At 45.7% G+C, this 20553-nt stretch carries 20 protein-coding genes, 1 tRNA gene, 2 rRNA genes and 1 riboswitch (1 of these 24 running past the window's edge); of the genes, 7 read left to right on the forward strand and 16 right to left on the reverse strand.

Annotated elements, in window-relative coordinates; translation table 11 throughout:
* The first annotated feature begins 2 nt into the window (after nucleotides 1-2).
* The 3 genes from C0638_RS07215 (at nucleotide 3) to C0638_RS07225 (ending at nucleotide 2560) form a co-directional block, all read left to right on the forward strand.
* Nucleotides 3-830, forward strand: coding sequence for a hypothetical protein (locus C0638_RS07215; protein ID WP_058711799.1), 828 nt, complete (start codon nucleotides 3-5; stop codon nucleotides 828-830).
* Nucleotides 831-1106: 276 nt separating this feature from the next.
* Nucleotides 1107-1244, forward strand: a riboswitch (cyclic di-AMP (ydaO/yuaA leader).
* Nucleotides 1245-1249: 5 nt separating this feature from the next.
* Complete coding sequence (locus C0638_RS07220; RefSeq protein ID WP_013368740.1) at nucleotides 1250-1750, forward strand: C40 family peptidase; 501 nt, start codon at nucleotides 1250-1252, stop codon at nucleotides 1748-1750.
* A 303-nt stretch (nucleotides 1751-2053) separates the two neighbouring features.
* Nucleotides 2054-2560 carry a GNAT family N-acetyltransferase gene (locus C0638_RS07225; protein ID WP_025677180.1) on the forward strand — a complete coding sequence of 169 codons (507 nt, stop codon included), beginning with the start codon at nucleotides 2054-2056 and terminating at the stop codon, nucleotides 2558-2560.
* A 78-nt stretch (nucleotides 2561-2638) separates the two neighbouring features.
* On the opposite strand, the gene C0638_RS07230 is transcribed toward C0638_RS07225, so the two are convergent.
* Entirely contained in the window at nucleotides 2639-2938 is a 300-nt protein-coding gene (locus tag C0638_RS07230; RefSeq protein ID WP_007428083.1) for a 4a-hydroxytetrahydrobiopterin dehydratase, read from the reverse strand.
* 117 nt (nucleotides 2939-3055) lie between these two features.
* A complete protein-coding gene (locus C0638_RS07235; RefSeq protein WP_014599355.1) occupies nucleotides 3056-3349 on the reverse strand; it encodes a hypothetical protein in 294 nt (97 codons plus the stop codon).
* A 187-nt stretch (nucleotides 3350-3536) separates the two neighbouring features.
* On the opposite strand from C0638_RS07235, the gene motA reads away from it, so the two are divergent.
* A complete protein-coding gene (gene motA / locus C0638_RS07240; RefSeq protein WP_013368736.1) occupies nucleotides 3537-4331 on the forward strand; it encodes a flagellar motor stator protein MotA in 795 nt (264 codons plus the stop codon).
* On the forward strand, nucleotides 4324-5151 hold the full coding sequence (gene motB / locus C0638_RS07245) for a flagellar motor protein MotB (protein WP_013368735.1): 828 nt from the start codon (nucleotides 4324-4326) through the stop codon (nucleotides 5149-5151). The genes motA and motB overlap by 8 nt, the downstream gene beginning before the upstream one ends.
* A 136-nt stretch (nucleotides 5152-5287) precedes the next feature.
* Here the strand turns inward: motB and rluF are convergent, their stop codons facing one another.
* Together rluF and C0638_RS07255 are read right to left on the reverse strand one after the other, a co-directional pair.
* Complete coding sequence (gene rluF / locus C0638_RS07250) at nucleotides 5288-5989, reverse strand: 23S rRNA pseudouridine(2604) synthase RluF (RefSeq protein ID WP_014599354.1); 702 nt, start codon at nucleotides 5987-5989, stop codon at nucleotides 5288-5290.
* A 50-nt stretch (nucleotides 5990-6039) separates the two neighbouring features.
* Nucleotides 6040-8316 carry a PAS domain S-box protein gene (locus C0638_RS07255; RefSeq protein ID WP_025677178.1) on the reverse strand — a complete coding sequence of 759 codons (2277 nt, stop codon included), beginning with the start codon at nucleotides 8314-8316 and terminating at the stop codon, nucleotides 6040-6042.
* A gap of 328 nt (nucleotides 8317-8644) precedes the next feature.
* Between C0638_RS07255 and tadA the strand changes: the two genes are divergently transcribed.
* A complete protein-coding gene (gene tadA, locus C0638_RS07260; RefSeq protein ID WP_058712454.1) occupies nucleotides 8645-9142 on the forward strand; it encodes a tRNA adenosine(34) deaminase TadA in 498 nt (165 codons plus the stop codon).
* A 60-nt stretch (nucleotides 9143-9202) separates the two neighbouring features.
* The gene (locus C0638_RS07265) at nucleotides 9203-9760 is read left to right on the forward strand and encodes a GNAT family N-acetyltransferase (protein ID WP_025677175.1); all 558 of its coding nucleotides are present in this window, start codon (nucleotides 9203-9205) and stop codon (nucleotides 9758-9760) included.
* A 124-nt stretch (nucleotides 9761-9884) separates the two neighbouring features.
* On the opposite strand, the gene C0638_RS07270 is transcribed toward C0638_RS07265, so the two are convergent.
* The 12 genes from C0638_RS07270 to C0638_RS07320 all read right to left on the reverse strand — a co-directional run.
* Nucleotides 9885-10961: a hypothetical protein gene (locus tag C0638_RS07270; RefSeq protein ID WP_058712453.1), complete on the reverse strand. Its 1077-nt coding sequence runs from the start codon at nucleotides 10959-10961 to the stop codon at nucleotides 9885-9887.
* A 195-nt stretch (nucleotides 10962-11156) separates the two neighbouring features.
* Entirely contained in the window at nucleotides 11157-11312 is a 156-nt protein-coding gene (locus tag C0638_RS07275) for a small acid-soluble spore protein P (protein WP_058712452.1), read from the reverse strand.
* 72 nt (nucleotides 11313-11384) lie between these two features.
* Nucleotides 11385-11555: a hypothetical protein gene (locus tag C0638_RS25315; protein ID WP_013368727.1), complete on the reverse strand. Its 171-nt coding sequence runs from the start codon at nucleotides 11553-11555 to the stop codon at nucleotides 11385-11387.
* 27 nt (nucleotides 11556-11582) lie between these two features.
* Nucleotides 11583-11924: a hypothetical protein gene (locus C0638_RS07280; RefSeq protein ID WP_013368726.1), complete on the reverse strand. Its 342-nt coding sequence runs from the start codon at nucleotides 11922-11924 to the stop codon at nucleotides 11583-11585.
* A 145-nt stretch (nucleotides 11925-12069) separates the two neighbouring features.
* A tRNA-Ser gene (locus C0638_RS07285) sits at nucleotides 12070-12158 on the reverse strand.
* Between the two features lie 93 nt (nucleotides 12159-12251).
* Nucleotides 12252-13532, reverse strand: a complete 1281-nt coding sequence (gene serS, locus C0638_RS07290) for a serine--tRNA ligase (protein ID WP_058712451.1) — start codon at nucleotides 13530-13532, stop codon at nucleotides 12252-12254.
* Nucleotides 13533-13568: 36 nt separating this feature from the next.
* A complete protein-coding gene (pdxT, locus tag C0638_RS07295; RefSeq protein ID WP_013368724.1) occupies nucleotides 13569-14135 on the reverse strand; it encodes a pyridoxal 5'-phosphate synthase glutaminase subunit PdxT in 567 nt (188 codons plus the stop codon).
* Nucleotides 14136-14151: 16 nt separating this feature from the next.
* Nucleotides 14152-15033 (reverse strand): pyridoxal 5'-phosphate synthase lyase subunit PdxS, encoded by an 882-nt coding sequence (gene pdxS / locus C0638_RS07300; RefSeq protein WP_013368723.1) that lies wholly within the window; start codon nucleotides 15031-15033, stop codon nucleotides 14152-14154.
* A gap of 131 nt (nucleotides 15034-15164) precedes the next feature.
* Nucleotides 15165-16553, reverse strand: a complete 1389-nt coding sequence (locus C0638_RS07305; protein WP_040102436.1) for a D-alanyl-D-alanine carboxypeptidase family protein — start codon at nucleotides 16551-16553, stop codon at nucleotides 15165-15167.
* Between the two features lie 326 nt (nucleotides 16554-16879).
* On the reverse strand, nucleotides 16880-18337 hold the full coding sequence (gene guaB / locus C0638_RS07310) for an IMP dehydrogenase (RefSeq protein WP_013368721.1): 1458 nt from the start codon (nucleotides 18335-18337) through the stop codon (nucleotides 16880-16882).
* 343 nt (nucleotides 18338-18680) lie between these two features.
* Nucleotides 18681-18797: ribosomal RNA gene (gene rrf, locus C0638_RS07315) — 5S ribosomal RNA — on the reverse strand.
* Between the two features lie 144 nt (nucleotides 18798-18941).
* A 23S ribosomal RNA gene (locus C0638_RS07320) occupies nucleotides 18942-20553 on the reverse strand (it continues 1313 nt past the right edge of the window).

Raw genomic sequence — 20553 nt, forward strand, 5'->3', positions numbered from 1 at the left:
AGATGCGGACTGTTTTAAAAGAAGGCTGGGCGCTAGTGCGCATACGCTTTTATATCGTTATCATTTTATTTCTGTATCGTCTGCTGTGGGGAGTATTTCTCTATCGGCTGGTACAGTCGGCCGTTGTCCCGCTGCTGCTGCGTTATCCTGATCAGAGCCAAAACGAGCTGGGAAAGACCTTGTTTTGGATGGAGGGGCAGATCGCCTTGATGGACAGCCGGGAAGTACATGTGTATTTATGGATACTATTAGGGGCGACCGTATTGCGCGTCCTAATCACTCCCTTCATTAGAGCTGGCATATATCAAAGCCTGTATACCGATGCGTCTGAACCGCAAAGCCTGTCCTTCTTCAAGGGGATGAAACGTCACGGTATGTCATCTCTGTTGTATTACATCATCGAGTTGGGTTTGCTGCTGCTTCCCGCCTTCTGGGTGGTACCGAGACTCTATCCTATTGTAGCAGGAACGCTGCAATCTTCCTCTTACCTGTTGCATTTGTTGCCCTATGCCATTGGGTGGGTGGCTTACGGTTGGTTCATTCGGCAGTGCATCCTGTATATGCAACTGGGCTCGGTCAGTGGTCACGCCATACTATCGTCCCTGCTCGCCTTCTTTCGCCAGCTTCTTCCGGCTGTAAGCGTATCTCTCTTGCTTGGTGCTTGTGTGCTGCTGGTCTTCGGTCTATTTGGCACCGTAGCGATGATTTGGACTGGTATGTTGGCGCTAATTCTCCAGCAATCGTATCATTTTGTTACCAGTCTGGTCAGGCTGTGGCATATCAGTTCGCAGTATCGTCTATGGCACATCGATATCTCCAGCAGAGGCTAATCCCTCTCTTTATGCTTTCTCCTGCATTTTTAGCTGTCGAAAAAACTTTTTTCTTTCCCGTGCAAACGGCACATAACTGAATACTGTTAACAGAATCTGTTCCTAGGGCGTTAGGAACAGATTTTTTTTGTAACTTTTTGCGATGAAACATTTGCCAAAGCCTGCTGTCTTTGTTACAATAATCGCAGTGAACTGATAGTAACAACTTTGTAATCTTTATTGTAACCTTTATCTTAAAAACATCGTTGTCGTGAATACTGCTCTCCAAGGTGCACATCTTAAGTTAAGCCTAATTCCTGGCACCTAGGAAGCGGGGGAACCAGTTTGGGTGAATTGATCTCGCAACAGAGTGGTCATAGGGGAACCTTCTACCGAATCCTTAAGCTAACCTCGCAGGCATTGGAAGGGGTATATTTTTTTTGAAGAAGAAGCTAACGATCGCAGCCATGGGTCTCGCCATTGCCTTTACATCTTTTACATTCGGTGGCAGCAGTGCATTTGCAGACTCTAAGATGGACCAGGTCATCCAAGATGCCAAAGGAACGAACTATAGAAGCGGAGGTACTACACTCGAGGGATTCGATTGCTCCGGCTTCACAATGTATGTATTCAACAAACTGGGAATTAAACTGCCGCATCAATCTGGATCACAATTCAAAATGGGAGCTTCTGTATCCCGCGATGAAATGAGACCAGGCGACCTGGTGTTCTTCAACACCACAGGAAGAGGCGTTTCCCATGTAGGTATCTTCGTAGGTGAAGGGAAATTCGCCCACTCCTCGACTTCACGTGGTGTAGTAGTTAGCTCACTGAACGAAAATTATTACGCTAACCGTTATGTCGGTGCAAAAAGAATTATGAGCACAGACGCTTACCATTCTGTAGCTTCAGATATTCCTGATGACGACAACGTAGAATAACTACCGCACAGCAAGCTAACTCTAGCCGCAATTTGATTCTGGCCGGAATCGAATTGCGGTTTTTTATGTCCACTACATCAGTAATTATTATCATTACTGACGAACTGACACCTCAAAAGGTTTCAGTTTTAGCGAACATCGTCGGTTTTACCGCCACCGCTGGGGGAGCATATGAGCAGTAAATCCTTCTTATTGAATGTATACCCGACTTAGGTACGAAATAAACACGCTTGCCATTCTCCTACAACTTGTCTACAATCTGTGGTTAATGATTGAAGTACCTGCATAAGGAGGAATGAAAAAGTGCCGGCCTCAATATCCAACTACCGGATTGTACCGATGGACGAGCATCAAGCGGCTGAAATCTGTGAGTGGCGCTATGATCCCCCCTACAACATATACGGCTGGCTTCCCTGGGAACAAATGAAGGCACTTGAAGTCGAATTTGGAAGTCCCACGCTTCGCCAAGAGCAATATGTTGCCGTACTGGACGAAGAGAATGAGCTGACGGGATTTGCTCAATATTTTCCTATGGTCGGTGTGACCCGGCTGGGTCTTGGAATGCATCCCGAAAGATGCGGACATGGCACAGGCTCCGATTTTGTCCGGGCCATTGCGGAGGAAGCCAGACGACGTCATCCACAGAATGAAATTGACCTAGAGGTTCTCACCTGGAATCAGCGGGCTATACGAGCCTACAAGGCAGCTGGATTTGAGCTGACGGATACCTATGAACGTCAGACTCCAGATGGCAGAAAACCGTTCTATTGTATGGTATATCGTCCTGAACAACAGAACCGGGTTCTATAAATAAGAGCGCCTTCGCTATACAACCGCGATGTTGTATAGCGAAGGCGCTCTTAATATATACAACAGATCATTATAAAATCAATGACTGCTGCGCATTTTTTCAAAAGCTTCATTATATTGTTGGGCTTCCTTAATATCTACGGCCATAATACCGCCATCGTCCCAAGAGGTCAAACGCAGAGTCACGGTCTTGTAATCAATCGTAATAAATGGATGGTGATTGAATGCCTCAGATATAGCGGCAACTTCATCCACGAATGCAATTCCCTTCATAAAACTGGAAAAATTATATTTCCGAACGATCCAACGTCCTTCCTCCAGTTCCCAGCCCTCCAGTTTCTCCAGATGTGCTTCAATCTCTTCTTGTGTAAAAGGCATGTTACGAACTCCTCCCCGTTTATACGGAAGCCTTTTAGCCGCTTACATACGGCCAAAACTACGATATATTGGTGTACATATTACCACGGCCCCGTTGATAAATCCATAAGACGGCCTTCAAATCAAAGGGACCGACGTCAGCTCCTCATCTCCGATGAGTACATAGATCCGGTGCTGCTCCGGCTCATAAATCACAACGCCGCTGCCTACAGTGATTATGGGCTCCGTACCCAATGCATAAAATAGGTCTTCTGCCAAAGCTTCATTGACTTCCTGACGCCCCACCGGGTCCAGCCTGTCCCAATCTTCTGCTTCCATTTCAAAAAATTCATAGCTATCTGGGATGCGTCCCACAGCCTCTGTCAAATCGTTCAAAATTTGTTCATACTCGCGCCCATGCTTTACTCCCATGCTATTTCCTCCAATGGTTCAGCGATTCAATACATAATCACTTTATTATACCGGAAATTCGCCCTTAACAAAAAAGAGAGTTTTGTCGATAAATACTATAATCCGTCTCATAATGACGCGCTTGGGGCAAGGACGACCCATGCGGCATGAAAGGATTCAAAATCTATTCTCATGGATGAGGTGTATCATGCAAATTACAACCATTATTGGACTTGTGCTCGGGCTTTTGTCACTGGTCGTCGGGATGATCCTGAAGGGCGCGCCAGTCGTCAATCTGGTCAATAATCCCGCTGCTTACATGATTATTTTCGTCGGAACAGCAGCAAGTATATTCATGGCGTTTCCGATGGATGACATGAAACGGGTGCCAAAGCTGTTTAAAATTATTTTCACCCAGCAGAAATTGCTGGATCGCAAGGAGCTTATCGGTACATTTACCGAATGGGCATCCATTACCCGTCGTGAAGGTCTGCTCGCGCTGGAATCCAAGGTCGAAGAGATCGACGATCCCTTTATGCGCGGCGGTATGCGAATGATTATCGATGGTAATGATCAGGAGTTCGTACGCGATGTTCTGATGGAAGACATTAACGCTACCGAAGATAGACACCGCGCTGGCGCACTGATTTTCTCCCAAGCCGGTATGTACGCTCCAACACTCGGGGTACTTGGTGCGGTTGTAGGTCTGATCGCCGCTCTGGCCGACCTTAGTGACATGGAAAAACTGTCCCATGCCATTGCAGCCGCTTTTATTGCAACGTTGCTCGGTATTTTTACAGGCTATGTCCTATGGCATCCAATGTCCAACAAGCTGAAACGGCTATCCAAGAAAGAAGTGGAACTTAAGTTAATGATGGTCGAAGGTCTGCTTTCCATTCAATCTGGTATCTCGACGATTGCCATCAGCCAGAAGCTAGCAATCTTCCTAACTCCAACCGAACGGGCTTCGATGACCCAGAAGGATGGCGATTCCAGTGAGTAAAAAGAGACATGAACCGCATGAAGAGCATGCTGACGAAAGCTGGCTGTTGCCATATTCCGACTTAATGACCCTTCTGTTGGCTCTTTTCATTGTCTTATTCGGTATGAGCTCGCTCGATGCCAAAAAATTTGAAACTATGGCTCAATCCCTGAGTTCAGCTTTTAGTGGCGGTACTGGCGTGCTGGATCACTCAGCCGCGAATCCGTCGTCACAATCCATGGATATGGGCAAAAATAAAGAAGAGGTATCACAACCCTTAAAATCGAAAGCCACTTCCACCTCTGATCTGCAAAAGCAACTCGCCCAGCGGGAAGAAGAAGATTTAAAGAAGCTTAAAAAGCAAATGGATCAGTATATTCAAAATAACGGCCTGTCCACCCTACTGAACACCAAGCTGAACCAATCCCAGCTGATGATCACCATTAGTGATAATGCCCTGTTTTCATCCGGGCAGGCCGAAGTAAAGCCAGAAGCGAGAAAGCTGGCCAAATCCATTTCCAGCATGCTCCAACAGTTTCCTGGTTATGACGTTATCGTATCAGGTCATACGGACAATGTACCTATTTCCAATAGTCAGTTCCCGTCCAACTTTGATTTGAGTGCCAAGCGTTCGCTCAATTTCTTGCGTATTTTGTTGCTCAATCCGCAGCTCGATCCTACCAAGTTTGTATCCATCGGATATGGCGAGTATCGACCATTGGCAGGCAATCAAACTGGAGCAGGACGCGCCAAAAACCGTCGTGTCGAAATTTCCGTTCTTCGCAAATATCAGAACGGTACACAAGTTATTAGTCCTACCTCAAGCTCGAATGAAGGTTGATCATGAATATGTTATATGAACAAAGGCACCGCCGCATTTTTTATGCAGCTGGTGCCTTTTACTTTAGGGATTTCTGTTCTCTAGCCCTGTCATATACGAGGGACAAGCGCTGTAGGCTATAAGAAGGCCTTTGGCATTAGCTAAGTGTATAATCAAGCATCTGGCCCAGTTCCAGCTTTTCAGCCTCTGTTAAATCACGCCAGGCGCCTTTCTGAAGGGATCCTAAACGAATATTCATAATTCGTAGGCGCTGCAGTTTCTTAACTTCATAACCGAAGGCAGCACACATACGTCGGATCTGACGATTTTTCCCTTCTGTCAGGATAATACGGAATACATACTCAGATACACGTGTTACTTCACAGGGCAGCGTTCGATGACCGAGTATCTTTACACCGCTGGACATCCCCTGCACAAAGGATGGTGTGACTGGACGATCCACTGTTACGATATACTCTTTTTCATGCTTGCCTTCTGCCCGTAAGATCTTATTCACAATGTCCCCATCATTGGTTAATAAAATGAGACCTTCCGAATCCTTATCCAGGCGTCCAATTGGAAATATCCGCTGCGGGTGGCCCACAAAATCGACAATATTGCCTCTAATGTGGCTCTCTGTCGTGCTTGTAATGCCCACTGGCTTGTTCAATGCAATATAGACGTGATCGGACTTATCGCGCAGTGGCTTGCCGTTCACACGGACGTCATCGCCTTCCTCCGCTTGACTGCCCAGCACGGCCACTTCGCCGTTAATCGTCACGCGGCCGCTCTCTACCAGCTTGTCCGCCTCCCGGCGCGAGCAAAAGCCAGTTTCGCTGATAAATTTGTTAATGCGCAACCTGTGTACCCTCCATTTCTACGAACACACTTCCTTCTGCCCCCAGCTCATTACTCAGGCTTGGCGATAGGAAGCTGCACGAGGGCGGTTGTTCCCTCTCCCTCTGTGCTTTCAATATCCAGTGTGCCTTTATGGCTCTGTATAATACGCTGGCTGACCATAAGCCCTAGTCCTGTACCTGTTTCTTTGTTTGTGACAAAAGGTTCTCCCAGCTTGGATAGCATTTCTGCGGGAATACCTGTTCCCTGGTCCCGTATGAAGATTTTAACGCTTTCTCCCTCTAAGAACAAATGAATTGTGATGATGCCACCTTTACTCATAGCCTCCATGCTATTTTTAAGTAAATTAATGAATACCTGTTTTAACTGATTTTCTTCAGCATATACCAAGGCAGGCTCGTCCGTGACCTGAAGGTTGAATACAATACCCAACAGATGCGCCTGGCTATCCAGTAAAGAAATAACATCACTCACAATATAACGAACATCTTTTTTCTGAAAATGCACTGCCTGTGGCTTCGCGAGTATTAAAAACTCGCTAACGATCAAATTAATGCGATCCAGCTCAGACATCATAATATCGTTGTGTTTCATATTCAACACTTGATTTTGCTGCTGTAGTTGTAGGAAGCCACGTAGCGTGGTTAATGGATTACGAATCTCATGCGCTACTCCTGCCGCCAGTTGCCCTACGGTTGTCAGCTTCTCTGATCTACGCAGCAGTTCTTCCATCCGGTTGCGCCCCGTAATATCACGCGAAACACAGATAAAGCCTAAGATTTCGCCTTGTTCATCCAGAATAGGGGACGTACTCATACTAATCTCTACTGTACTTCCATCCTTACGCATTCGTAGGGTCTCACTTGATACGATGCTTTCTCCCTGAAGCAGGCTCTCCTTCTGAAATTCATACTCCTCTTGTTGCTGCGGAGGTACAAACTCCAGCTTACGGCCAACCAATTCCTTCTTAGTCCATCCGTACAAAGCTTCGAAGGCATGGTTAACCCGAATAACACGATCCTCCTGATCGGTTACATGAATCGCATCTGCCGTCTGATTAATAACCGATTCTAGATGCTCCTTTACAGAACGGTTTTCTTCATACATCTGTTCAAGTCTTCTCGTATACATCCCCAGATTGTAGGCCATCGCATTGATGCGCTCACCCAGCCGTGCAAGCTCATGGCCGCCCTTAATTTCTAGCCGTGTATCAAAATGGCCGTCAGCCATCTCGTTCACTTTTCCCAAAATCGACTGAATCGGACGGACAAATAGGCTGGCGAGCACATAGCTTCCAATGATCACAACCTCCAATAGAACAATGGAAATAGCAACTAAACTAATCAATTGCTTAGATATAACAGAAGCGATTGTATCATAATTCATGACAATACGAATGACATAGGCATCACGGTTTGTCGGATAAAAAGGTATGTAACTGACAAGCACTCGTTCGCCTTTAATATAGCAATCTTGTACGATACTCTCTCCCGAAAGGATCGCCCTTGACACGGCCAAACGATCCTCAGGCACTCTCGTTAGTTGATACGTGCCGAATTGGATCGGTTCGTTGTACATGTAATAGTGTTTTCGGTCGTTACCGTTCTTGTCCATCGTAGCGCCACCAAAGGTTGCAGGGTTGATTCCTGTTATCTCCAAAATGCGATAATCCACTTGCTGAGTCTGCTTCACAATCTCAGCTGGACTCAAGATAGGTATAAAATCCTGGACTGAAGTATCCTGGAAGGATACTCGAATTAAGTAGTTGCGTTTTTGGTCATAATAAAATCCCCATTTATTAATATGTGAGGAGGCTGAATCTGTGTAATCAAAAGAACTGGTCCAAAAATGATCCAGATTCTGACCATGCGCCATGGCCACCTGTCCATGCTCATATAATTGGTCAACTGCATTTTTCCAATACCCCATTAATGGATCGGATGACGTTAGCTCTTTAGGATTCGAAGATTTGACAACCTTATACCCCTGTCCATCTCGGATCATCAAAGAGATATTAATATCCCTGTGGAGTGTAGCTATCTGTTGTAGCTGTTCCTGCTGGATATTTCGGATGTCGGGATCAAGCTGATTGGCAGCCAACGTAGCAGAGAGCCACAGATTATATCCGAGCTGCTTGTCAACAGCCTCCCAACTATGTCGGGTTTGTTCAATAGCTCCTCCGATGATTTTAGCCGTCAGAACCATTTTGGTTTCACTGTCACTTCTTAGATTTTCGTGGGTCGTGTAGTAATTGAGTGCGATGTTTAACAATAAGATAAACAGGACCGACCCCGACAAAATGATCGTTATTCTGATTTTTATCGACACACTGATTTCTCACCTCTTGCCGTATGCTGGCGATTACTGGCAATTGCTAACTCAATGATACCGTAATAGTGCCTGGGATACCAGCATTTACATTTACCGGATATACATAAATACACATCCTGTGAACAATGTTGTCAATAGGCGAGCATTTACCTACAATGTATTAAGATAATCATCCACATATAGTCCACAAATACACAGATGTTATTATAAACTGTGGATAAACATGTGGACAAGTATGGTGTTATCCACAATTTTATTCACATCATGTTAACAACGGAATACTTGTTCGTTGGATAATTTCGCGTTTGAAAGGAGCATTTTCCCAGTGACCATTATGGATCACGCCTATTGGATGAGAGAAGCCATTCAGGAAGCGTACAAGGCAGAAGCGTTGGGTGAAGTCCCCATCGGAGCTGTCATTGTAAAAGATAATGAAATCATCGGTCGCGGCTACAATTTGCGCGAGATCGACACCGACCCAACTGCACACGCAGAGATGGTTGCCATCCGGCAGGCCAGTGAGCATTTGGGAGCTTGGCGCCTGCTGGATTGCAGGCTGTATGTCACTTTGGAGCCGTGTCCGATGTGCGCTGGAGCCATTGTGCAATCACGCGTCCCCCATCTCATATACGGCACCACAGATCCCAAGGCGGGCTGCGCAGGCACGCTAATGAATTTATTGCAGGAGCCTCGGTTCAATCATTGTACAGAAGTAACCAGTGGTGTACTTCAGGAGGAATGTGCCTCCATGCTAACAAACTTTTTTCGGCAGCTCCGGCAAAAAAGAGCGGCTGCCAAATTGTCTCCTCCTTCATCATCCTGAGGAGGAAAAGTCTAAAGCTCTTCATCTCACTGCTAATTCCTCATGAAAGGAGATCACCCCATGCCTATGAGCTTGTATAATACGCCTCAAGGTATCTTTTTACGTCCCCTAAGCTTGGAGGATGGAGAAGCTCTTCTTGCCCTTAGGCTTCGAAATAGGGACTCTCATGCGCCCTATGAACCGCTGTATGAGGATTCATTTTTCACTTTAGAGAAACAGCAGGATTACATCCGTGAGAGATTGCGCCAAGCGGAAGAAGATCGAGGATACTTGTTTGGTATCTTTCTCCTAAAACAAGAACGGCTGATAGGTTATATCTCTATTTCCAATCTGGTGCGTGGAGTTGGACAATTCGCCGATGTCGGCTATATGATGGATCAACATGAGCAGGGAAAAGGGCATATGACGGCTGCCTTAAAATTGATCATACAGTATGCCTTCCGTGCCTTATCTCTACATCGCCTCCAAGCAGGCACCCTTCTCCATAATGATCGCTCACAACGCGTATTACAGAAGTGTGGCTTTCAGCCAGAAGGTATTGCTCGCAAGCTGGTACAGATTCAGGGCGAATGGCAGGATCATCAGATGTTCGGAATTCTAGCTGAGGATCACGTGTGACGAATCTCAATAACCGCACAGAGGATAACTTATTCATAAACAAAAAAAACCGCCCGGCCTACGCCGAGCGGTTTTCTTACATCACATTCGAAGGAATGATGTTTGTAATCATGTTACCTCCTAATTAAGGAGATACAGTTTGCATTTTTTGTTGTAGCTGTTCAATAGTCAGAACTTGATCAGCTGTTGGAATACCCACTTTAAATGCTGCTTTTTCATTGATTTTGCTGTATTGCGAGTAGCCTGTTACAGACAATTTCACATTGTCTTTCGTAGAAGGATCATTCACTTCCACGTTCGCATTCAGATCTTGATACACAGGAACGTTATCCTTGTTCAGAGCAGTGTTAATGTCAAACTGTTTCACTGTCAAATAGTTCTTCAACTCATCCAGCTTTTTGCTGACTTCGCTGGTGTTGGATTGCAGTTCTTTCTTCGCTTTAGCCAGTTCTTCCTTCTTCACTTGAAGCATGCTAGCATATTCGTCTTTAGACATAATATCTAGGACCTTAGGAAGCGCCTTAGTAATAAATGTATTAGTCGCTTGCTTCACATTGTCGTTCGTGATTTTAAACTGAACCACTTGTTTAGCTTCAACGCCTTGTGGCAATTTAGCATCTTTAGGATCAATATCAAAGAAATACGTAGCTTGATCATACTCATTCATAATCGCAGCAATCACTTCGTTCGCAAATTTTTGCGATTTTTCCTGATCCATAGTTGCAGGGTTAAACTCTTGTCCTGATTGTTTAGCCAGTTCTTGTGGATCAATGAGTAGGAATTTACCTACAACATCCTGTGGAAGCGGGTAAAATGGAATATTAGGAATTTTAACGTACAATTTATCTTTAGTCATTACCATTGGAATCGTAAAGCTGGTAGAAAGATCCCCTTTCAAATGAATGCCCAGCGTCATTTCAGATTGGAAAGGCTCTTTTTGGTATACACCATCCATTGTAATATCAGCATTTTTCAGCATGCTAGTTACCATTGCACTTTGCTCAGCTGGAACAGAGGCAGAGGTAATTGTCAGTTCCTTAACGGTAAATTGACTTTTGGATTCATAGGAATTCAGCTTCATAGCATTTGCTGTACCGGTCGTAACAGCTTCCTTCGGTTCTAACTTCTTGCTACAACCTACCAGCGCTACCGTCATAAGCAACACCATAGTGAGGACCAAGACGGATAATTTTTTACTCATTGTGTAGATTCTCTCCTCTCAAATTAACCCCTTTTTTTATGCTATAAAAAAATACACACCTTCTATTTTAACTCATATTCACAAACGGCGAAACACTTATTGGAAAATTTTCTTACAATAAGCACAAAGACACCCTGGCTCTTTAACCAGGGTGTACTATACTTTGTAATATTTTTAGGAGAAAAGTCTGACTGCTTATGAACCTTGTCTGTTGTGGTGATCGACGTGATTCCGCTGTTTCACCTTCTTGGAACCTGATAGGGGCTCTTGTTGATGACTACGCTCACGCTTTTCATTACTTCCGCCAGAATTCTGGGCCTCGGGAACAGGAACAGCTCTAGGCTTGCCCATTTACGCATCCTCCATTCTAAGTCTAAATTATTGGTACATCAACAAATCCGTTTATTACCATTTAAAATAGGACTATAGATGGGTCAGATCTTCCGTTTTATCGTGATTCAGTGAATCCTGATGACGACGATCATTACGATCCTGCTGCACTTGCTGTGCCTGATGACTATTTACTGGACGTTGCTCCAAATCATCGACAATGTTGGACAGGTTTTTATCCAGTCCATTTTTGGCCTTTGTCATGTAGCCTACCTCCTCATTCCTTCATGACTACGAGTGTGTCAATGATTGTAATGTTTGAGCACATTGGTGAATGTGCCGAGTATAATCGGACACCAGCTGTTGAATGATATCTGTTCGTTCATCCACAGACCGCCCGTCACGCTCTACATCGACTAAGCTAACCTGTACTTCCCGGGAATCTACATACGTACACGCAAAATCAAAGGAGTACATTTGTCGGCCTTCTACCTCGATATGGATTCGTATAGCCCGGTTATCGGCTTCATCTGCCTGTACCTGTGTTTTATCCCCTGAATTCAAAAGAATCGGCAGTTGTTCCTGCCAGGCCTCTACCAGCTTTTGCTGATCTACTGTCATTTCTCGATTCATGCCAGCACCTCCACATCTGATAACGTGTGAAAAAAACAGGCTTTTTATACAACAAAAAAGCCATTCTTCACGATTCCTGATCATTAGCATATAGAACCTAATGTACCAGCTATCGTATTTGAATGGCTTGGTTTTATTTAGAATATGGCGGAGAGGATGGGATTCGAACCCATGTGAGCTTGCACTCTAACGGTTTTCAAGACCGCCCCGTTATGACCGCTTCGGTACCTCTCCAGGTGGTAAATGGATAAAGCTGCTTCCCTCTATCAAACAACTCAGGCGCAACAAAATTATTTTACCACAGAATTTTTAAGAATGCAAGGCTTACTATTTAGGAGTTATAACCTCAATGCCTCGCATATATGAACGCAGCACTTCGGGAATCACAATGCTTCCGTCCTCTTGCTGATAGTTCTCCAAAATAGCAGCTACAGTCCGCCCTACAGCCAATCCTGAACCGTTCAGCGTATGTACAAATTCAGGCTTTGCCTTCGCATCTGGACGAAACCGGATGTTTGCACGACGTGCTTGGAAGTCTTCTGTGTTGGAACAGGAAGAAATCTCACGGTACATGCCGCTCTCAGGCAACCACACTTCCAGATCGTACGTTTTGGCAGACGTAAACCCCATATCCCCTGTGCAAAGTGCCAGCACCCGATATGGAAGTCCGAGCAGCTGCAAAACACGCTCAGCGTTATTCGTCATTTTCTCTAATTCTTCATAAGAGGTATCCGGGTGAACCAGCTTGAGCATTTCCACCTTATTGAACTGATGCTGACGAATCAAGCCACGTGTATCACGTCCTGCAGATCCTGCCTCTGAGCGAAAGCAAGAGCTGTATGCCACATAATATTTAGGAAGCTGATCTGCATTCATAATCTCTTCACGGTGGTAGTTCGTTACCGGAACTTCGGCCGTAGGAATGAGATAATACTCAGTATCACGCAATTTAAACAAATCTTCTTCAAACTTTGGAAGCTGACCCGTTCCGTACAGACTGTCCCGATTTACAATGTATGGAGGTAGCATTTCTTCATAACCATGCTCACTGCTGTGCAGATCCATCATAAAGTTAATTAGCGCACGTTCCAAACGCGCTCCCAGTCCCTTATAGAACGTGAAACGAGAACCCGTCACCTTAGCTGCAGCCTCAAAATCAAGAATATCTAGATCCTGAGCCAACTCCCAATGTGCTTTGGGTGTAAAAGAAAACTCGCGCGGCTCTGACCAGCGACGAATTTCCACATTATCCTCTTCCGAAGCGCCTACAGGCACAGTCTCATTGGGGATATTAGGAATCGACATCACTAGTTCGTCGATCTGAACTTCCAGTTCACGCACTTGCTCATCCAATTCTTTAATACGATCGGAGACCTGGCGCATTTCAGCAATAAGATCATCCGCATTTTCCTTATTCTTCTTCAACTTGGCTACTTCACCAGATACGACATTCCGACGATTTTTGAGTCCTTCACTTTCCTGAAGCAACTCACGACGGCTTACATCCAGATCTGTAAAACCATTAATCAGATCCAGAGATTTACCTCTGTTCTGTAAAGCTTTCTCAACCCGACCAAGCTCATTACGCAAAATCTTTATATCTAACACAGGTGATCCCTCCTACACTACAAACCTGACTTTCCGCTATCCGCGGACCATATCCACAAAATACTGATGTAACCGGAAATCGTCTGTTAATTCCGGATGGAAGGATGAAGCCAGCAAATGACCCTGACGGGCTGCCACAATCTCGCCGTTATACTCAGACAGCACATCTACTCCCATTCCGACAGATTGTATTAAAGGCGCGCGTATAAACACCGCACGAACCGGCTCCTCAATCCCTTTAATGTTCAAGTCTGTTTCAAAGCTTTCTCGTTGGCGACCAAAAGCATTACGCGATACTGTAATATCCATTAGTCCCAAATGTGCTTCTTCCTGTCCTTGAATCGTTTTGGCCAATACAATCAATCCCGCGCAAGTGCCAAATACAGGCTTGCCTTGATTGGAAAATTGACGTATAGCCTCTATAAAATCATACTTGCGCATTAGCTTGCCGATAGTTGTGCTCTCACCACCGGGAATGATAAGACCGGACAGCTCATCGAGCTGTTCGATCTTCTTCACTGCTATACCTTCAGCACCTGCACGTTCAACGCTTCGTATATGCTCAGCCACAGCGCCTTGCAGCGACAATACTCCTATTTTCATGCCGGCCCCTTCTTTCTTACCAACCACGATCCTGCATGCGCTCATGCGATGCCAGTTTGGAAATTTCAATGCCTTTCATAGGAGTTCCCAAATTCTTGGACACTTCTGCAATCAGCTTGTAATCCGTGTAATGAGTGGTCGCTTCCACAATTGCCCGTGCAAATTTCTCAGGGCTGTCCGACTTGAAGATACCAGAGCCTACAAAGACACCATCAGCGCCTAAATGCATCATCAACGCAGCATCCGCAGGTGTTGCTACACCGCCTGCTGCAAAGTTGACCACTGGTAGCTTACCAAGCTCATGCACTTCCAACAGCAGTTCATAAGCAACTCCGAGGTTTTTCGCTTCTGCATACAGCTCGTCCTTCGACAGGTTTTGCACCTTGCGAATTTGACCATTAATAAACCGCATGTGACGAACAGCCTCAACAATATTTCCAGTTCCCGGCTCACCCTTTGTACGGATCATAGATGCGCCTTCACCGATACGACGCAATGCTTCCCCTAGATCCTTGGCTCCACAAACAAATGGAACAGTGAACTCCCGCTTATCGATATGGAACACCTCATCTGCAGGTGTCAATACTTCACTCTCATCGAGATAGTCAACACCGAGAGATTCGAGTACCTTTGCCTCAACAAAGTGACCAATACGAGCCTTAGCCATAACAGGAATAGAAACAACCTTCATAACCTCTTCCACAATCGTAGGGTCAGCCATACGAGCAACCCCACCAGCTGCACGGATATCCGAAGGCACTCGTTCAAGAGCCATTACGGCTGTAGCGCCTGCTGCCTCTGCAATTTTAGCCTGTTCAGCGTTCATGACATCCATGATTACGCCACCTTTTTGCATCTCTGCCATACCTCTTTTTACACGTGAAGTTCCCGTTTCCATGTCGTTGCCTCCTGTAAGGGTTACGTTTAGATTCTAACTTAAGATTTTACCGTACGAACGCCAAATACACAATCATTTCAAGTTACAAAATAAGTAATGCAGGACACGTTAGGTCGATTAGCATTTCATCTTTAGAAGAGATTCTTAATTCCCTGGAACAAATCGCCGAAGAAATCACCAATCGCCCGGAAAAGCATTCGGAACCAGCCGCCCTCTTCTACTGCCGTGGTTGTAACCAAATCAACAGTTTTCGTCTGGCCTTTATCCACGCCATCCGTTTTGTATGTGTACGTAATTGTACCGACTTTAGCTCCTTGTTTCAAAGGTGCCACGAGAGAGCTTGCTGGTGTTATGTTCGTTGTAAAGGTTACCTTAGGATTGCTTGCACCCTTAGGTACGATAAAACTTACTGCATCTTTTGTGACAATCGGCACTTCTGTTTCCGTACCTTTGGTTACAGGCACATTCTCAACGCCCTTAACCACCGTCTTTGGAGCAACAACCTGCTTCACTTCAAAGTTATCAAAGCCATAGTTCAGTACTTTAGCCGTCTCTGTAAAACGATGAGGCTCTGAATCTGCTCCCATAACTACACTAATGAGACGCATTCCATTACGCTCAGCCGTACCTGTAAAACAGTTTCCAGCATTGCTCGTATGGCCCGTTTTCATACCGTCCAAGCCAGGATAAGCAAATTTTCTAAAGTTAGTAATATTTTTGTTTGCTTCTAGCATCCAATTATAGTTAATAATTGGCGCTTTGTCAGTCGGTCGAAATTTGTACGATTGAATTGTGGTAAACCGTGTATAATCTGGATGATCCTTAATGATGTAACTGGCCAGAGTAGCTGCATCTCTCGCTGTCATCACAGTTTCCCGGTCTGTATCCGGTTGAAACCCTGTAGGCATATCCTTACGATCCAAGCCAGTCGAGTTGATAAAATACGTATTTTTCATACCCATTTTCTGAGCGGTTTCATTCATTAGTTTTACAAAATCCTGCTCGGTTCCAGATACTCGTTCAGCAAGAGCTACTGTGGCATCATTGGCAGAACCTACTGCCATGGCAATATAAAGCTCTTCTACCGTATGTTGATCCCCTTGAGCCAAAAAAATACGTGATCCGATACTCTTAGAAGCATTCTCGTTAACCGTAACCTTATCCGTCCACTTAAGTTTTCCTTGCTTAACCTGCTCCGCTACGAGGTACTCTGTCATCATTTTGGTCATACTGGCTGGCGGGAGCGGCTCATCTGGATTCATAGAGAGCAAAACCTGCCCAGTGGAAGGCTCAATCAAAATGGCCGAACGAAGTGCCAGACTAGGGGGGTTAATGGAACCTGTTCCCGTGATATTCGTTGCCTCTGTTGCCGCTCCAGCAGCAAAAGTAGCCACGCTTGAATCGAAATTGCCTACAACAGGCAAGGCCGACATATACATCATATTAAGCACCATGACTGCAGTCACACTCTTTTTAATCATGCTGCGTTTATTATTCTTTTTAAAATTGTTCGCTTTCAAATGAATACAAACTCCTCTCGTACCTCAACCCGATCCGCTATGTATAACGAGACGGTGGTTACAGCCTTTACTTGGCCAAAGAATTAATGTTTTAGTGTTATACAATTTAATGTCATTTCGTTTCCTAAGATATAGCTTGTCATGAGCATTCTGTGCTCGAATCTTCTTAACTGGTAGGAATCATCCAAAATACCTATGCGTCCTAATTCATCAATAACCTCATGAGAAGGCGGACACTTGTCTATTCTATCACAGGGGTATCTCTAAAAAAAGACAGGCAGAGCGAAATGCGCTCTGCCTGTCGTCAAGTCAAATACAGCTGAATTTTATAGAGAGTAGTTTGGCGCTTCTTTCGTAATCTGCACATCATGCGGATGGCTTTCGCGCAGACCTGCACCTGTAATACGGATAAAGCTTGTATCGTTACGAAGCTCTTCAATATTAGCAGTACCACAATATCCCATACCGGAGCGAAGACCGCCCAACAGCTGGTGAACAGTGTCGGAAAGTGGTCCTTTATAAGCAACGCGTCCCTCAATGCCTTCCGGTACCAATTTCTTGTCGTCATCTTGGAAATAACGATCTTTACTACCTTGCTTCATCGCAGCCATAGAGCCCATACCACGATATACTTTGAAGCGACGTCCTTGATAAATTTCCGATTCGCCTGGGCTCTCTTCCGTACCTGCAAAAAGACTTCCCAGCATTACTGCAGAAGCCCCTGCCGCAATGGCCTTTGTAATTTCACCGGAGTATTTAATACCTCCATCTGCAATAATCGGAATATTATATTCACGTGCTACTGTTGCACAATCATAAATAGCTGTTATTTGCGGAACACCAATCCCTGCAATTACGCGTGTTGTACAGATAGAGCCTGGGCCAATACCAACCTTAACGACCGATGCTCCTGCTTCAATCAATTCACGCGTTCCGTCACCCGTAGCTACATTACCTGCTACAATCGTCAGATCAGGATAAGTTTTACGCAACTCGCGGACTGCTTCAATAATGTTAATATGATGGCCATGAGCGGAATCCACAACAATCAAATCCACACCAGCTTTTACAAGTGCTTCAGTCCGTTCAAACGTATCCTTGGAAATGCCGACAGCCGCACCGACCAGAAGACGCCCTTGTGCATCCTTCGCTGCGTTCGGAAACTGAATAGCTTTCTCAATATCTTTGATGGTAATCAGACCTTTGAGGTAGTTCCCTTCATCGACTAGAGGAAGCTTTTCAATTTTATGCTTTTGCAAAATGACTTCCGCTTCCTGTAAAGTCGTGCCTACTGGTGCAGTTACCAGTTCTTCCTTTGTCATGACTTCACTAATTTTAAGATCAAAATTGTGAATAAAGCGAAGATCACGGTTAGTAATAATACCCACCAGTTTGTTCTCTTCGTTTACAACAGGCACACCGGAAATACGGTATTTACCCATAACAGCCTCAGCATCGGATACCAAGTGATCCGGAGTCAATGAGAATGGGTTGGTGATAACACCGCTCTCTGAGCGTTTAACCCGATCTACCTCTACCGCTTGCTGCTCAATCGACATATTTTTATGAATTACACCGATACCGCCCTCACGAGCCATCGCAATTGCCAACACTGCCTCAGTAACAGTATCCATACCAGCACTCATCAAAGGAATGTTCAGCTTCACGTTATCACTCAAACGAGTCGCTACGCTTACTTCTTTGGGCAGTACCACCGACTTACGAGGTACCAACAAAACATCGTCAAAGGTAAGGCCTTCCTTACCGAATTTATCTTCCCACACCAAGATGATCCTCCTTCAAAATGTTTAGTCTGTATTGGTCTTGTTGTCTGTCCGACATGGACAAATCAAGGCTCTCTGAAAATATATTATTGCAATCTTAGCAAAGCGGTATAGGGGTGTCAAGCCTTCATCAACAGCCCTAACCCGTAGTATTCCCCTGTACAAACAACTGTACTCCTACGAAGGACAACCATTATAAACAAACGGTTTTAAGGATAACTATCTACTTACAAAAGTATATTTTACTTTGAGTAAGCAACAGAGAAGTAAGAATATAAGTAATTTCAACTACATGCAAAAAAGGACCATGATCTCAATAAGATCATGGTCCTTTTTACTTGTTGCTTGGCAACGTCCTATTCTCCCAGGACCCTGCGGTCCAAGTACCATCGGCGCTGGAGGGCTTAACGGTCGTGTTCGGGATGGGTACGTGTGGAACCCCTCCGCTATCGCCACCAAACATGAATTTACACCGTAAATTCTTTTTCAGGAATCAGCATCGCCAAATGCTGTGTGTTTGTTCGTGTAACTTCAGCTACTTGAGCTGACGATATACTGAACTTACACCCTGAAAACTGGATCCGAAACTTATTGCGCTTTATCTTAGGATAAGCCCTCGACCGATTAGTATTGGTCAGCTCCATGCATTACTGCACTTCCACCCCCAACCTATCTACCTCGTCGTCTTCAAGGGGCCTTACTCATTGGGAAATCTCATCTTAAGGGGGGCTTCACGCTTAGATGCTTTCAGCGCTTATCCCTTCCGTACATAGCTACCCAGCGGTGCTCCTGGCGGAACAACTGGTACACCAGCGGTACGTCCATCCCGGTCCTCTCGTACTAAGGACAGCTCCTCTCAAATTTCCTACGCCCACGACAGATAGGGACCGAACTGTCTCACGACGTTCTGAACCCAGCTCGCGTACCGCTTTAATGGGCGAACAGCCCAACCCTTGGGACCTACTTCAGCCCCAGGATGCGATGAGCCGACATCGAGGTGCCAAACCTCCCCGTCGATGTGGACTCTTGGGGGAGATAAGCCTGTTATCCCCAGGGTAGCTTTTATCCGTTGAGCGATGGCCCTTCCATGCGGTACCACCGGATCACTAAGCCCGACTTTCGTCCCTGCTCGACTTGTAGGTCTCGCAGTCAAGCTCCCTTCTGCCTTTGCACTCTTCGAATGATTTCCAACCATTCTGAGGGAACCTTGGGGCGCCTCCGTTACTCTTTAGGAGGCGACCGCCCCAGTCAAACTGCCCACCTGACACTGTCCTCGTACCGGATCACGGTACCAAGTTAGAACCTAGATACGATCAGGGTGGTATCCCAAGGATGCCTCCCTTCAAGCTGGCGCTCAAAGTTCTACGGCTCCCACCTATCCTGTACAGATCGTACCCAAATTCAATATCAAGCTGCAGTAAAGCTCCATGGGGTCTTTCCGTCTTGTCGCGGGTAACCTGCATCTTCACAGGTATTAAAATTTCACCGGATCTCTCGTTGAGACAGCGCCCAAGTCGTTACGCCATTCGTGCGGGTCAGAATTTACCTGACAAGGAATTTCGCTACCTTAGGACCGTTATAGTTACGGCCGCCGTTTACTGGGGCTTCGGTTCATAGCTTCGCCCGAAGGCTTACCACTCCCCTTAACCTTCCAGCACCGGGCAGGCGTCAGCCCGTATACTTCGCCTTGCGGCTTCGCACAGACCTGTGTTTTTGCTAAACAGTCGCTTGGGCCTTTTCACTGCGGCCCCCTCGGGCTATTCACCCTACCGAGGCACCCCTTCTCCCGAAGTTACGGGGTCATTTTGCCGAGTTCCTTAACGAGAGTTCTTCCGCGCGCCTTAGAATTCTCTTCTCGCCTACCTGTGTCGGTTTGCGGTACGGGCACCTTCTCCTGGCTAGAGGCTTTTCTTGGCAGTCTGAGATCATGACCTTCGCTACTATAATTTTCGCTCCCCATCACAGCCCAGCCTTACGATGTGCGGATTTGCCTACACATCAGCCTCACTGCTTAGACGGACATCCATCAGTCCGCGTCACTACCCTACTGCGTCACCCCATCGCTCATCACGGATTACGGTGGTACAGGAATTTCGACCTGTTGTCCTTCGACTACGCCTATCGGCCTCGCCTTAGGTCCCGACTTACCCTGAGCGGACGAACCTTCCTCAGGAACCCTTAGGCTTTCGGCGGATCTGATTCTCACAGATCTTTTC

The organism is Paenibacillus sp. lzh-N1 (assembly GCF_002872435.1).
GTDB lineage: Bacteria > Bacillota > Bacilli > Paenibacillales > Paenibacillaceae > Paenibacillus > Paenibacillus polymyxa_C.